Below are 13,096 nucleotides of genomic sequence, written 5' to 3'. Positions count from 1 at the left end.
ATACGGATGAGAGAAAACAGCGGATGTTCCTAAAGGAACTTTAGGCATATCCGCTGTTTTCTTAATTAGTATACGAAAAAGCGGACAAGGATTCGTTCCAATCCTTGTCCGCTTTTTTTTTAAGAGTTCTTTCCTTATTGCTCTTTTTCAAAACGAAGTACAGGTTTTCTAGCTGCTTGCGTTTCATCTATCTTGAGATGACTGTATCATGAGGAGCTTCTAATACTTGATCTGGATTTTCTTCTGCTTCTTTACTAATCGCAATAAGCGCATCAGCAAAGGCATCTAGCGTCTCTTTTGTTTCTGTTTCTGTTGGTTCGATCATCATGCATTCTTCTACATTTAATGGGAAATACATCGTTGGTGGATGATATCCATAGTCGAGCAATCGCTTCGCGATATCGAGAGCACGAACGCCCATTTTCTTTTGGCGCTTTCCAGAAACGACAAATTCATGCTTACAATATTGCGGGTATGGCACATCGTAATGAGGTTCCAATCGCTTCATCAAGTAATTGGCATTGAGAACGGCATCTTCAGATACTTGACGTAAGCCTTCAGGTCCCATCGTTCGGATATACGAGTACGCACGCACATTGATACCGAAATTGCCATAGAACGGCTTCACGCGACCAATGGCCTTCGGACGGTCATAATCCCACGTGTACTGATTTTCTTTTTTAATGAGCAATGGTTTTGGCATGAATGGCAATAGTTCCTTTTTCACACCTACTGGGCCACTGCCAGGTCCCCCACCCCCGTGCGGACCGGTGAATGTTTTGTGTAAGTTAAGATGGACAACATCAAAGCCCATATCTCCTGGACGTGCTTTATCAAGGATGGCATTAGAATTCGCGCCGTCGTAATACAATTTTCCACCTGCACGATGGATAACGTCGGCCATCTCAACGATATCTTCTTCAAATAACCCTAATGTGTTTGGATTCGTTAACATGAGAGCGGCTGTATCTTCACCCGTCACTTCACGCAAATGCTCGAGGTCAACGAGACCACGTTCGTCGGTCTTCACTGTCACCGAGTCAAACCCTGCTACACTCGCCGATGCAGGATTCGTTCCGTGCGCAGAATCAGGAACAATGACTTTCGTTCGCTTAAAATCTCCGTTCGCTTCGTGGAAAGCACGGATCATCATAAGCCCAGTCCATTCTCCTTGCGCACCTGCCGCTGATTGCAACGTTACTTCATCCATGCCAGTCATTTCAGCGAGGGACTCTTGCAAATCGAACATGAGCTCTAATGCTCCTTGCACTTGATTCTCTGGCTGATATGGGTGAATGTGCGCAAATCCTTCTAGCCTAGCAATCACCTCGTTAATCTTCGGGTTGTACTTCATCGTACAAGATCCTAACGGGTAAAACCCAGAATCCACGCCGAAATTACGATTAGACAGTGCGGTATAATGTCTCACGAGTTGCAGCTCCGAAACCTCTGGTAAGTCTGCGTCATCTCGCCGAACAAACTTTGAGTCGAGAAGATCTTCAACAGCTACCTCTGGCACATCATTTTCTGGTAAGGAATCCCCTTTACGTCCAGGTCGACTCAGCTCAAAAATTAACGCTTGCTCTTTACGGTTCATTTGATCTCCTCCAATGCACTTACGAATTGATCAATTTCCTTTTTCGTACGTAATTCCGTCACACAGACGAGCATGTGTGTTTCGGTCTCCCCTGCAAACCTTCCGAGGTCAAGGCCACCGATTAATCCGTGTTCCAAAAGTTGCTCGTTCACTTGACGAACGTCCTTCTCGACATCAATGACAAATTCATTGTAATGAGGACCGTCGTTTACAATCGTAATCCCTGCATTTTGAAGTGCGGTTTTTGCGTAGTTTGCTTTTTGTAGGTTTTGCAAAGCAACTTTCTTCAGCCCAACTTTTCCTAAAGCTGTCATCGCTACTGATGAAGCTAGCGCATTTAAGGCTTGATTGGAACAAATATTTGATGTCGCTTTGTCTCTACGGATGTGCTGCTCGCGTGCTTGTAACGTGAGCACAAACCCTCTTTGGCCATCTTCATCAACAGTCTGACCGACGAGTCGTCCAGGCACTTTTCTCATTAATGCTTTTTTTTGTTGCAAAATAGCCACAGTGAGGCCCTCCGTATTGACTTGGGATGCCAAATGGTTGCGTATCGCCGACAACAATGTCTGCACCGAAATGACCTGGAGGTGTTAAGACGCCTAACGCAAGCGGGTTGCTTTTCACGATCATCATCGCTCCTGCCTCTTCGCTTACTTTACGAATCTCTTCAAGATCTTCAATACCCCCATAAAAGTTGGGATACTGGACGATAACCGCCGCTACATCTTCACTGATGGACTGCGTTAACGCATCAATATCTGTACAGCCATTTTTACTCCCAATACGCTCAAGTTCAAGCCCTGGCCCATTTACGTATGTTTGCACGACATCGATGGCTTCAGGATGTACCGTACTCGAAACGAGAAGCTTTTTTCGTTTCATTTTTTTGTGACTAGCCGCCATTACCCCTGCTTCTGCAAGAGCTGTATGGCCGTCATACATTGAAGAATTCGCAAGATCCATACCCGTAATCTCTGCGATCATCGTTTGAAATTCAAAGATGGCCTGCAGTTCACCTTGGGAAATCTCTGGTTGATAAGGCGTGTACGCAGTATAAAACTCTGAACGAGAAATGACCGCATCTACTGTTGCTGGGATGTGATGATCATATACTCCTGCTCCTAGAAACGAAGGCAAAGATTTGATTGAAGTGTTCTGATTGCTTAAGGATTGAAAATAATTAACAAGCTCTGCCTCAGGAAGTGCTGGCTGAATACGCATCGGATTTTTTGGTCGAACCGACTCTGGAATATCGGCAAATAGTTCTTGGACAGACTTCGCCCCTACAAGTTCTAACATTTCTTTACGATCTTGCTCTGTCATTGGCAAAAAGCGGTGTTGTGACATGAATTTCCCCTCCATCTTTATCGCTTATAAAAAGGTGTTGCAACGACGTTTCCTTCAACCATACGTTTCCGAACCCCAACGACGACAGCTGTTCCAACCTCGCTATACGCTCGATCGACGAGCATTAAGCCGATGTTTTTGCCAAGTGTCGGCGACTGAGTCCCTGACGTGACGACACCAATTTCAACGCCATCCGTGTTGTACACTGGATAATCGGTTCTTGGAATTCCTTTTTCCGTTAATTCGACACCAACGAGTAATCGTTTTGGTCCTGTTTCTTTTTCTTTTTGTAAAAGTGATTGTCCGATAAATGGCGATTCTTTGTTTACTTTTACTGCAAATCCTAGCTTTGCTTCTAACGGGCTAATTGAATCTGTTAACTCTTGACCGTAAAGTGGCAATCGCGCTTCTAGACGCAATGTATCACGAGCACCTAAACCACATGGGCGTAATCCTTCAATGTCAGTGTCTAAAATCTCGTTCCAAAGACTTTCGACCACCGAGTTTTTTACATACAGCTCAAAGCCATCCTCTCCGGTATAACCACTTCGCGAAACGATGACCGGCTCTTCATGAAAATCTCGCTCTGTCGCTTCAAAAAAGCGCAATGTTTTCACAGCTTCGCCGAATATTCGTTCTGCAATTTGCTCTGCATCTGGTCCTTGCAATGCAAGTAAGGAATAGTCGTCCGACACATCTGTGATGACCGTTTTATCGTTGGCATGTTTTTGAATCCATTGAATATCTTTGTCTCGGTTGGCTGCATTCGGCACAACAAAATACCGCTCTGCATCAAGGCGATAAACGAGTAAATCATCAATTGTACCGCCGTTTTCGTTGCACATCACTGAATATTGCGCTTTGCCAACGGCTAGTTTGGAAACATCGTTGGTCATTACCGTTTGCAACGTCTCTAATGCCCCTTTTCCTTCAACAAACGCTTCTCCCATATGAGAGACATCAAAAAGGCCTGCATGCTCTCGAACAGCACGGTGCTCTTCCTTAATCGAAGAGTATTGGACAGGCATCTCCCATCCTCCAAAAGGCACCATCTTTGCTCCAGCATTCACGTGTGTTTCATACAATGTGGTTCGTTTGTCAGCCATACGTTTACTCCCCCTATACTCATTTCCCGGATACTCACATAGAAAAAGACAGAACTCTCCAACATCCGTTGAAAAGCTCTGTCCATATACCAGAAAGTTTCCTCTTGCCCGAAAAAAGGTGCAAGGCTGTCTTCGTGGGTGGCTCGAATATTGAGCGCTCTCCAGAGTTGCGTCAAACAGAAGTACTTTTGCCTGAGAGATTCACACTAGGCTTGCTCCTTCGGCGCCGCTTCATCGGAATAGACTCCGACTACGGACTCTCCCTCTGTTCTCATCCGCGTATTTGGTTTTGAATAGATTGGTGATCGTTTGACACATACTAAAGAAACATGTGGCACGGTCTAACTTACTTCAAGTTTAGCACTAAGCTTTTCAACTGCCAATGATTTTTGTCGGAAATAGAGGAGAGAACATGTACATCGACATCGATTTTTCTATTGAGTGGGAAGAACAATTCCAACAACGTCTCGACCAAGATGGTCCTTTTGCATCGTGGGAAATGTTCAACCTTGCGTATGAAGCAGAAGAGTATCAAGCCGTTCCTTCATTTGATGGGCTTGTTGCTCCGACATACTTACCCCAATTACAACCGTATGATCATCAATTGGAAACCGCACGAAAAGTGGTGGAAGAATTGAACGGCAAAGCCATTCTCGCAGATGAAGTTGGACTTGGTAAAACGATCGAAGCAGGATTGGTTCTTAAAGAATATATGATTCGTGGTCTTGTTAAGAAAGTGTTAATTCTAGCACCTGCATCCTTAGTAAATCAGTGGGCAAGTGAACTGAATGAGAAATTCTATATTCCTGCTGTTCCACAGAAAAAGACATACGTATGGGAGCAAGCAGACGTCGTCGTCGCATCAATGGATACAGCCAAACGAGAGCCACACCGAGATATTGTATTGAATCAACCGTATGACCTCATTATTATCGATGAGGCTCATAAACTCAAAAACTCAAAAACGAAAAGCTATGCGTTTATCAAACAATTAAAGAAGCGTTTTTGCTTACTCTTGACAGCGACTCCTGTTCAAAATCGCATTGAAGAGCTCTTTCATCTCGTTTCGATATTAAAACCAGGTCATCTCGGTGACGAAAAAACATTTAAAGCAAAATATAAACGAAGTCGTGGTGAGGATGCACACGAAGACATTCAGTCTCTCGTTCGTAGTGTAATGGTTCGAAATCGAAGAGCAGATACGAACATTGCCTGGAAGAAGCGAAATGTCGAAAACTATAAAGTGCTGTTTTCAGATGAAGAACGGGCGCTGTACGAAGAAGTAGACAATCTGCGTTCGAGTTTTAAAGAACTTCACGGATTCTCACTCACTACATTGCTAAGGGAAACGTGTTCTAGTAAACAAGCCTTAGGTGTGACGCTTTCAAATATGATGAAAAAAGGGTTATTAAACGAAGAAGTTGTCGCCCCGATCGTGGAGCGAATGCAACAAGTAACGAGCAATGCCAAAGCTGAACACGTATTGCGGCAACTAAAACAGAGTGGTGAGAAAACCATTATATTTACGGAATACCGAGCCACACAAGCTTACCTGCAACACTTTCTTCAACAACATGGCATTAAATCCGTTCCATTCCGCGGTGGATTCAAACGGAGCAAGAAAGATTGGATGCGGCAACTGTTCCGAGACTATGCGCAAGTATTGATCGCAACCGAGGCTGGAGGCGAAGGCTTGAACTTGCAATTTTGTCATCACATGATTAACTTTGATTTACCGTGGAATCCAATGCGTGTCGAACAACGTATCGGTAGGATTCATCGACTTGGCCAGGACCAAGACGTGCATGTGACCAACTATGCTGTTGAGCAAACGGTTGAAGATCGAATTCTTTCCCTTCTCTATGAGAAAATATCGATGTTTGAAGGGGTTATCGGGCAACTCGACGACATCCTTGAACGTGTGAATGAAACGAAGCTCGAGTCATACGTGCACGAAGCACTTCAGTTTGACGATACTGAACAAGCCCGAGAACGACTCTCCCATCTCACTTCCATCATGCAACGAGAGGAGCGAAACGAAGATGGACCAGCACAAAGTTCATAACTACATGTTTCGGTACCTTGAAGCGTGTGGCGGCACATTTCTTCAGACCGATCATACGAACATCGAAGTACAATTAAATCGTGATTTAGATGAAGAACTAATGAATCGCCCTTTTTACTGGCACTATTTAGAGAAAACGGGAAGAACACCTGAACCGATGATAATGCGTCTTACGACAGATATGAATAGCACGTCAGGTTATGAGAGAGTTCATTTTGGATCGCCACGACTCCATCAAATCTTTCAATCTGCGGGAAAAAAAGGAGCGCACACGCGACTGTATGAACAAACAAATCAAGGCACAAATACGCCCCTCTATCCGTGGTTAGGGTTAAACGTCCGTATCTCCTATACGTGCCACCGTCGGCGAGATGATCTTCGCTCTTTTGGAGTACAACTAATTAGCGGAGAGACGGTCGATGGTTTATGGATACACTCCGAGAGAAAAACCTTGTAAATTCAATACCTGAGCTATCGTTTAAAATGGCTGGCCTCGTCCAGCCAACAAGTGCAGTAAGAAGGATAAAACAGTATTTACTCGGTGACATCTCAAACCGAAAGCATGAGTGGGCAGATGAAGCAACAAAACGGATGAATGAGGACTTAATTCTTTTAGACCGTTTTTATGAGGAAGAAGAGGTTCGTGAAGACTATGACCTGGAAAAAAAGGCGATTCAAGAACAGTATCAACCTGCCATCGAATTAAGCTTTATTAACGGCGGCATCTTCTACTTGCAAAATGATACCCAAAAAAAATAAACCGGAAGACATTGTCTTCCGGTTTATTTTAGGCTTCTGGTGCGCCTGAAATCAGGGTCATCACACCGAAAAATCCAAATACGAGGATGCTAGCGAAAGAGAAACCTACACCAATAAAGTTCCGGCGTTTCAACTCTCTAAAAAAAAGCAATTACAGATAAAATTGCTACAGCCAAAGTAATCGCTGCCATTGCCATAATTGTTCTCTCCTTATTAGGAATTTTATTTGAGTTTCTTAAAACAGCACGCATTTGCGTCGTTGTGACCTTCTTTTCAAACCGATTCATCCTGTGTACAATGGACGAGAAAGAATGGAAAGGAGTTATTACTTCATGAAATGGTCACAAGTCCCTTTAGGACCGATTCAAACGAATGCTTATGTGCTTCAAAGTAACAACCAAGAAGCGATTATATTTGATCCTGGCGGTGATGGGGAAGCGTTTGAAAAAGCCATTCGCGACGCCTCTTTAAAGCCACTAGCCATCTTGTTAACTCATGCCCACTTTGATCACATCGGAGCGGTTGACCACATCCGTGATGCGTTCTCCGTTCCTGTGTATGTGCATCAAAACGAAGCGGAATGGCTAATGGATGACGAGCTCAATCGTTCTCGCAATTTCTTAGGCGGCAATGGGTTCACCGTTAAGCCCGCAGATCAAATCATTAAAGAAGAGGGTCAACTTGACATCGGTGATTTTACGTTTCAAATACTTGAAACACCCGGCCATTCTCCAGGAAGTGTTTCGTATTATCACTCTTCATCCGAAACCGTATTCTCTGGCGATGTCTTGTTTCAAAGTGGAATCGGCCGCACCGATTTACCTGGTGGCGATGAGGGAACCCTCATGACGACCATCCACCAAAAGCTAATCACTCTTCCAGAGTCTACACATGTGGCTCCTGGACACGGACCTGCTACGACCATTGGATCAGAAATGGATCAAAACCCATTCCTCAATGGATTGTAAGACAGGTGAAAAAGGCGGAACTCCACCGCCTTTTTATGTATACCTTAGTGACCGAATGCAGGCTCCATAATGAAAATTGTATACACTGAAAACACAACCATAAATAAAGTAAGGTACGCGCCGAAAATGTATACATAATTACGCTCTGACAAGTTCATAAACCCTAGACCTACAAAAGCTGCCGTTTGCGCAAAGAATATAAGTGCCATTTCATACATGTGTCCAACAAAGAACAAGACAGCAAAAATACCTGTCCAGAATCCCATGACTCTAAACATGCGGCCCATTTCGTTGTTCATTTTGTTCCCTCCTTAGCTGCAGAACTCAAAAGATTGTCCTTCTCGATACTCCCATTATATATGAAATGAATTCTGCTTGTAAATCACTTTCCCCTTTTTCCTGCTAAGATCAAACGTGCCCCTGGTTTTTTCTTTGCACGACGGTAGCTGATCTTCATTGCAGTGGGAATTAACCCAAACATTGTAAACATTCTTAGCTTTCGTTTCTTCCTCGCCTGCCTGCGTTCTCGGTATGTGGTTTCCGAAGAAAAGAAGTTCTCCATACCACGTAAAAAGGTTTCAACCAAATATTTTAAATAAGGATTCGGGTTCATCTTTATCATCTCCTCACCTATATAATTGCCAAATAACGATGATATTATGCTCGTACACGACAAAGGACAGCGACGTTAATCGCTATCCTTCTTCCCTTCTATACGCCCTGAAATACGTGAATCATCTTCATCTTCTGGAGGAAATTCGGTCTTCACATGAAATCGATGTTGAAGAATAATGTCCTCACCCGTCTCAGCAAAGAAATTGACCGCTTGATAGCCTTCACCGTATGTTCCTGTCATCGTGTACCGGAATCTTCCTCCAGTAACTTCCCACTCATCAGCCATCGTAGTTTGTCCGCTTTCATAAAGCTGCCACCATCTCTTCTCACCTGCTTTTAATATTAACGTTGCTTGATGAGATGATTGATACGCTGCAAACATCTTCACTTCGGTGACAAGCAGCAACGCTTGGGCACCAACATAAGATGAGCACAAGAACCCAATAATAAGAACAAGTGGCATCATTGCACCCTTTTGACCGATATAAATTCTCCTTCCAAGACGGTTGATCTGTCTAGCACCTGTTTATGCTCTCGGTTGTGATTTGTTATCGTCACCCGAACGCCTCCATCGTTAGAAGTTTCCACTAAAAACCGATCAATGTTCGTTAGCAAAATTGTGTGACCTCTTCCATCGACTTGCTGGACAAGGTTACCGTTTCTCATGCGGATCATTCGCTCTGTTCCATCGGTATCCACCATCGTGAGTAAGTGGCGGTTGTGAACGATGTACTCTTTCGTATGCATCGCCTCTCTTTGCAATTGTTGAAACCATACAAACATCTCATGCTGGTGATGCAATCGCTCCATACCGAGCGGTTGAACAGCCTTCATGGCCAGCGGAATGACAGCAAGTACAGAGAATAAAATCATCATCGCCACCATCGTTTCAAGCAACGTAAACCCTCGATCGTCTAAGGCTTTTGCATGCATACCTCCCTCTCCTTCCCTGATGAATCATTCCACGTTACACACCCATTCGAGGCACTTCCTTTACGCACATATTTCACGCCATTTTCTTCTACAATGCCCTTTTGTTCTTCATAAAGAAGAAGGTGGAGAGCATCATAAGAACGGGATACAGCTTCCCGTTCTTCGTGTAATTGCGTAGCAACCGGAATCGTTCCAGCTGTGATGATGACCAACACTAAAAGGGCGGACACAACTTCAATGAGTGTAAATCCTTTATCTTCGAACATAATAAAACCTCCCCGAACCAATCAAAAAGGTAAATTGAAATCGCGCATGATCTGCATACACTTCAAAGCTCCCCGAATAGCTCAAGTTGCCATTGCGATTGAAGATAATTTGGTCCGGACGGATGGTCGAGCCGCTAAATATAACGTACTCCGGCACTTCAACCTGCTTTACAATCTCGTTAGCTACCATTACGCGATACCGGTGGTTATCAGGCTGAATGTACAATCTCGCTGAACGGTTACGCGTCAACGCCAATTGCTGTGTATAATGTAGATCTTCCACTAAGCGGTCAACAAATGTCGTAATTTCTTGTTGTTTCGTCACAGATTGAAAATGCAAAAGCGGCAACAGCAAAAAGATCGAAACAATGAGTAGTACTAACGACATCTCCATCAATGAGAAACCTTGATCCCGCTTAATTCGAACCGATCTCCAAATCTTTTAATGAGATCGTATCGCCATTCGGACACGTAATGCGATCGACTAACCCTTCCGATTGCAAGTCTTTTAAATCTGTGAGTGGTTTCCCGAATTGAACTTCATAGCTACCTGCTTGCGCTCTTAGCAAATCAATCGTTGCTTCACAACTTTTGGACTGCGCGACCTCACTGTTTTTCACCATATTTGGAATGGCGATGAGTAGTAACACTGAAATAATGAGCAAGACGATCATCATTTCTATCAATGTAAACGCTTCCTGTTTTTTCCAAAACTGTTTCATGACCGCACTTCCTCCTTCTTCTTATATAAAATTGTGACAATTTTTTCGGTGTCATCATGCTGCTGATATTCTAATTTCTCAATGTATTTCTGAAGACGTTCAAGTTCGTATTGAACGTGCATCAATCGTTTTTCTAATCGTTCAATCTGTTCATTCTTTTCCAAGGGATCATCTCCTTTTATCCGTCGATGGACGTGATGAGCTGAAAAATCGGAATGAAAATGGACATGAATAATAACAACATCGCCATCCCAATGACGAGAAACATAATGTTGAATTGAAAATACGAGCTGTTTTGTCCGTTCATTCATTTCTTCAAATAGCATTTCACTATAATGGACGAGGTCATCCGCTAACTGACCTGCTTCTTGGCCGTGACGAACGATGGCAGGGAACTCTTTTGTATATATTCCCCCTTCTAAAAACGCTTCATCAAGTGAAGTTCCACTATCAAGCAACTGTTCAAGCGTTTGCCTTCCTCTGAGAACAGTGAGCGTTTTTCGTGAGAAATGAACACACGTAACACGTCATGAGCGACAAGTCCACCTCGTAAAAGATGGCCAAACTGCAAGCTGATTGAATAGGTGACGTAAATACGAAGCAACGTACTTACAAACGGAACACGGGAAAAATAGTGGAATTTCTCAATGGCGGTTTTGGATTTGAACCAAAGCTGATACGCAACAAATCCAAGCAAAAAGATAAACACGAACACTAATAAAATGTATGGGATGGACTGAAATAGCGCGAAGGTAAACGTCGTGATGAGGGGATAATCAATATTCATTGTGCTGAACAAGCTTTCAAATTGAGGAAAAACGAAAAACGTCATAACGAAAAACAACAGCATAATGACCCATAATAGAAGGATGGGATAACGCAGCACCGAACGAATTATCGTTTTTACTTGTTCTCGTTCATGTAACATTCTTCCTGCAAAATAAAATCCGTTCGCGATCATGCCGTAACGTTCTGAGAAATGCAGATATGCTTCAATATCACTTGGAACTTGTAATGCCTTAATGGCTTCTTGCCATGGCTTTCCTTCTTCCAAGCTCACAAGCCATTCATCCGTTCGAGCTTTGGCAATGTCGCCTCCATTATAACTTAGAAGTTTTGCCCCGTGGTTCAACGTATACCCACGACGCAGCAAACGACCAAGGTTCAAGAAGAATTTCGCTTTTTTGGCTTGGGGCCATTTTCGTTTCATGTGTTCACCTTCCTACTGAGTAAGGGATTGATGACGATGGTAACGCTTCACCTGCAAAACGATGTAATTCCTCTCTTAACTCGTCTCCAGTTAAGAATTGATAATCAGCTTTTCGTTGATGCACAAACGCATCTCTTTTCGTATCTGTGTAAACGAGACGTTGAGCGATGACCGCTACGAGGCTTTCCGCTAGATAATTAGGTGGCACACCAAACTCCAGCAATCGAACGAGAGCACACTCGTATGCCTAGTATGAAGTGAGGTGAGCACAAGATGACCAGTCATTGCGGCACGCACCGCAATTTGTGCAGTTTTTTCGTCTCGAATTTCTCCGACCATTAGAACATCTGGGTCGTGACGCAGTGCCGCTTTAAGTGCTTCGCTGTAATCCAAGCCTGCTTGCTCGTTTACTTGAAGTTGGGTATACGTATTATGAGGCTTCTCAATTGGGTCTTCCACTGAAATGATATGGCGGGAGTCAATCGCAACGAGGTGTTGAAGCATTGCATAAAGCGAAGTCGTCTTACCTGAACCCGTCGGTCCAGTAAAAATAACGAGGCCATCTGGCAAATGACAAAGGTTTTGAAGCTGTTGAACAGGTTGGGTAGTTGTTGGAAGTTGAGATAGGTGAATGTCTGTGCTGAGGGGGAGAAGTCTAGCAGCCATCCGTTCTCCATTTCGGAGCGGCACCGTTGATAAACGTATCGACAAGCTGCCATCGCTAAGGTGAAAGGTAATCGCTCCGTTTTGGGGGAGCCTGCGCTCGCCAATATCCATTCCAGAATGGAATTTCAAGTGGGCGACAATTCGTTCTGCTGTCTGTTTCTTCATTCGTTGATGCTCTCGCATCATCTTCGATTCGAAACGAAACAATCGTCTCTTTTTCGAGTGGATGAAAATGAACATCAGTTGCGTAAGCTTGATTCGCCTTTTCAAACAAACTTACGCATTGCTCTGTTGTGGACACATTCAATGGTTCACCACCTTCAATTATACTATTCGACTCTCTCACTACGAAGATTCGACACGTTTTGTTCTTTTCCTTCTAAAAAATTAAAAAAAATTTATAAATCATTCATGTGCAACATGAACAAGTGTAAACATGTAGCTGTTCAAGTAAGTCGATGACACCTTCTAGTATATTTCAATTTATATAAGTTGAACTAAAGAAATTCATTGAATCGGATGACCGAAATGGGTCTTTGCGGGTGAGTGCTTACATATTGTCTGTTGAAATTCACCTCGTTGCCGATCGTTGTTCGTCACTGCAAGGGTTGCGGGCAACACGAAAAACGTTTGCCGAAGGGTAAAAAGTCGTGACCGAGACCCACCACCTGGCACAAGCATGTGATGGCCGGTCACGTATGTGACAATCCAGCTCTCAAACCGGGCACTTTCGGCACGCAACTGTCACAAATCGCACGATTTGTGACAGTTCACACCGTTTATGTGCGCATTCACGTTTAAAATCATGATTTATCTTTCTCAACTGTCACATTAATGAA

The 13,096-nt window shown here is 43.6% G+C and carries 15 protein-coding genes, 3 pseudogenes and 1 riboswitch; of the genes and pseudogenes, 3 read left to right on the top strand and 15 right to left on the bottom strand.

All coding sequences use genetic code 11. From position 1 onward, the window contains the following. Positions 1 to 134: 134 nt before the first annotated feature. From gcvPB to gcvT, 3 genes and pseudogenes are all read right to left on the bottom strand, one after another. Positions 135 to 1,597, bottom strand: a pseudogene (gcvPB, locus tag JCM19039_RS11665) (aminomethyl-transferring glycine dehydrogenase subunit GcvPB). Continuing rightward, a pseudogene (gene gcvPA, locus JCM19039_RS11660) lies at positions 1,594 to 2,947 on the bottom strand (aminomethyl-transferring glycine dehydrogenase subunit GcvPA). Before gcvPA ends, gcvPB begins: the two co-directional pseudogenes overlap by 4 nt. 17 nt (positions 2,948 to 2,964) lie before the next feature. After that, positions 2,965 to 4,053 carry a glycine cleavage system aminomethyltransferase GcvT gene (gcvT, locus tag JCM19039_RS11655; RefSeq protein WP_042427339.1) on the bottom strand — a complete coding sequence of 363 codons (1,089 nt, stop codon included), beginning with the start codon at positions 4,051 to 4,053 and terminating at the stop codon, positions 2,965 to 2,967. A 170-nt stretch (positions 4,054 to 4,223) separates the two neighbouring features. Further along, positions 4,224 to 4,328: riboswitch (glycine riboswitch) on the bottom strand. 137 nt (positions 4,329 to 4,465) lie between these two features. Here gcvT and JCM19039_RS11650 point away from each other — a divergent pair. Continuing rightward, positions 4,466 to 6,118 carry a DEAD/DEAH box helicase gene (locus tag JCM19039_RS11650; RefSeq protein ID WP_042427336.1) on the top strand — a complete coding sequence of 551 codons (1,653 nt, stop codon included), beginning with the start codon at positions 4,466 to 4,468 and terminating at the stop codon, positions 6,116 to 6,118. Beyond that, a pseudogene (locus JCM19039_RS27970) lies at positions 6,096 to 6,877 on the top strand (YqhG family protein). Before JCM19039_RS11650 ends, JCM19039_RS27970 begins: the two are co-directional and overlap by 23 nt. A 28-nt stretch (positions 6,878 to 6,905) precedes the next feature. Here JCM19039_RS27970 and JCM19039_RS27315 read toward each other — a convergent pair. Next, a complete protein-coding gene (locus JCM19039_RS27315; RefSeq protein WP_307190233.1) occupies positions 6,906 to 7,010 on the bottom strand; it encodes a DUF2759 family protein in 105 nt (34 codons plus the stop codon). 199 nt (positions 7,011 to 7,209) lie between these two features. Here JCM19039_RS27315 and JCM19039_RS11640 point away from each other — a divergent pair, with 199 nt between their 5' ends. Beyond that, entirely contained in the window at positions 7,210 to 7,845 is a 636-nt protein-coding gene (locus JCM19039_RS11640; protein ID WP_042427332.1) for an MBL fold metallo-hydrolase, read from the top strand. A 44-nt stretch (positions 7,846 to 7,889) separates the two neighbouring features. Here JCM19039_RS11640 and JCM19039_RS11635 read toward each other — a convergent pair whose 3' ends face one another. From JCM19039_RS11635 to JCM19039_RS11590, 11 genes are all read right to left on the bottom strand, one after another. Beyond that, positions 7,890 to 8,132, bottom strand: coding sequence for a DUF2626 domain-containing protein (locus JCM19039_RS11635; protein ID WP_042399557.1), 243 nt, complete (start codon positions 8,130 to 8,132; stop codon positions 7,890 to 7,892). 95 nt (positions 8,133 to 8,227) lie between these two features. Next, on the bottom strand, positions 8,228 to 8,458 hold the full coding sequence (locus JCM19039_RS11630; RefSeq protein ID WP_042399442.1) for a hypothetical protein: 231 nt from the start codon (positions 8,456 to 8,458) through the stop codon (positions 8,228 to 8,230). 75 nt (positions 8,459 to 8,533) lie between these two features. Further along, complete coding sequence (locus JCM19039_RS11625) at positions 8,534 to 8,923, bottom strand: hypothetical protein (RefSeq protein WP_152550188.1); 390 nt, start codon at positions 8,921 to 8,923, stop codon at positions 8,534 to 8,536. Further along, positions 8,923 to 9,393, bottom strand: coding sequence for a competence type IV pilus minor pilin ComGF (locus tag JCM19039_RS11620; protein ID WP_042427326.1), 471 nt, complete (start codon positions 9,391 to 9,393; stop codon positions 8,923 to 8,925). The genes JCM19039_RS11625 and JCM19039_RS11620 overlap by 1 nt, the downstream gene beginning before the upstream one ends. Continuing rightward, positions 9,375 to 9,659: a type II secretion system protein gene (locus JCM19039_RS11615; RefSeq protein ID WP_042427323.1), complete on the bottom strand. Its 285-nt coding sequence runs from the start codon at positions 9,657 to 9,659 to the stop codon at positions 9,375 to 9,377. The genes JCM19039_RS11620 and JCM19039_RS11615 overlap by 19 nt, the downstream gene beginning before the upstream one ends. Then, entirely contained in the window at positions 9,646 to 10,080 is a 435-nt protein-coding gene (gene comGD, locus JCM19039_RS11610) for a competence type IV pilus minor pilin ComGD (RefSeq protein WP_255343659.1), read from the bottom strand. Before comGD ends, JCM19039_RS11615 begins: the two co-directional genes overlap by 14 nt. Beyond that, positions 10,076 to 10,381 carry a competence type IV pilus major pilin ComGC gene (gene comGC / locus JCM19039_RS11605; protein ID WP_042427315.1) on the bottom strand — a complete coding sequence of 102 codons (306 nt, stop codon included), beginning with the start codon at positions 10,379 to 10,381 and terminating at the stop codon, positions 10,076 to 10,078. Before comGC ends, comGD begins: the two co-directional genes overlap by 5 nt. After that, on the bottom strand, positions 10,378 to 10,839 hold the full coding sequence (locus tag JCM19039_RS11600; protein WP_042427313.1) for a hypothetical protein: 462 nt from the start codon (positions 10,837 to 10,839) through the stop codon (positions 10,378 to 10,380). The genes comGC and JCM19039_RS11600 overlap by 4 nt, the downstream gene beginning before the upstream one ends. Continuing rightward, the gene (locus tag JCM19039_RS11595) at positions 10,800 to 11,591 is read right to left on the bottom strand and encodes a type II secretion system F family protein (protein ID WP_042427311.1); all 792 of its coding nucleotides are present in this window, start codon (positions 11,589 to 11,591) and stop codon (positions 10,800 to 10,802) included. The genes JCM19039_RS11600 and JCM19039_RS11595 overlap by 40 nt, the downstream gene beginning before the upstream one ends. 4 nt (positions 11,592 to 11,595) lie before the next feature. Beyond that, positions 11,596 to 11,799, bottom strand: coding sequence for a hypothetical protein (locus tag JCM19039_RS22075; RefSeq protein ID WP_052398742.1), 204 nt, complete (start codon positions 11,797 to 11,799; stop codon positions 11,596 to 11,598). Next, positions 11,781 to 12,497, bottom strand: coding sequence for an ATPase, T2SS/T4P/T4SS family (locus JCM19039_RS11590; protein WP_081834482.1), 717 nt, complete (start codon positions 12,495 to 12,497; stop codon positions 11,781 to 11,783). Before JCM19039_RS11590 ends, JCM19039_RS22075 begins: the two co-directional genes overlap by 19 nt. Positions 12,498 to 13,096 lie beyond the last annotated feature (599 nt).

Origin of the sequence: Geomicrobium sp. JCM 19039, from assembly GCF_000698145.1 — a bacterium.
Taxonomy (GTDB): domain Bacteria; phylum Bacillota; class Bacilli; order Bacillales; family Marinococcaceae; genus Geomicrobium_A.
Note: the sequence above shows the minus strand (reverse complement) of the source record. Positions and strands in the feature narration are given on the sequence as shown.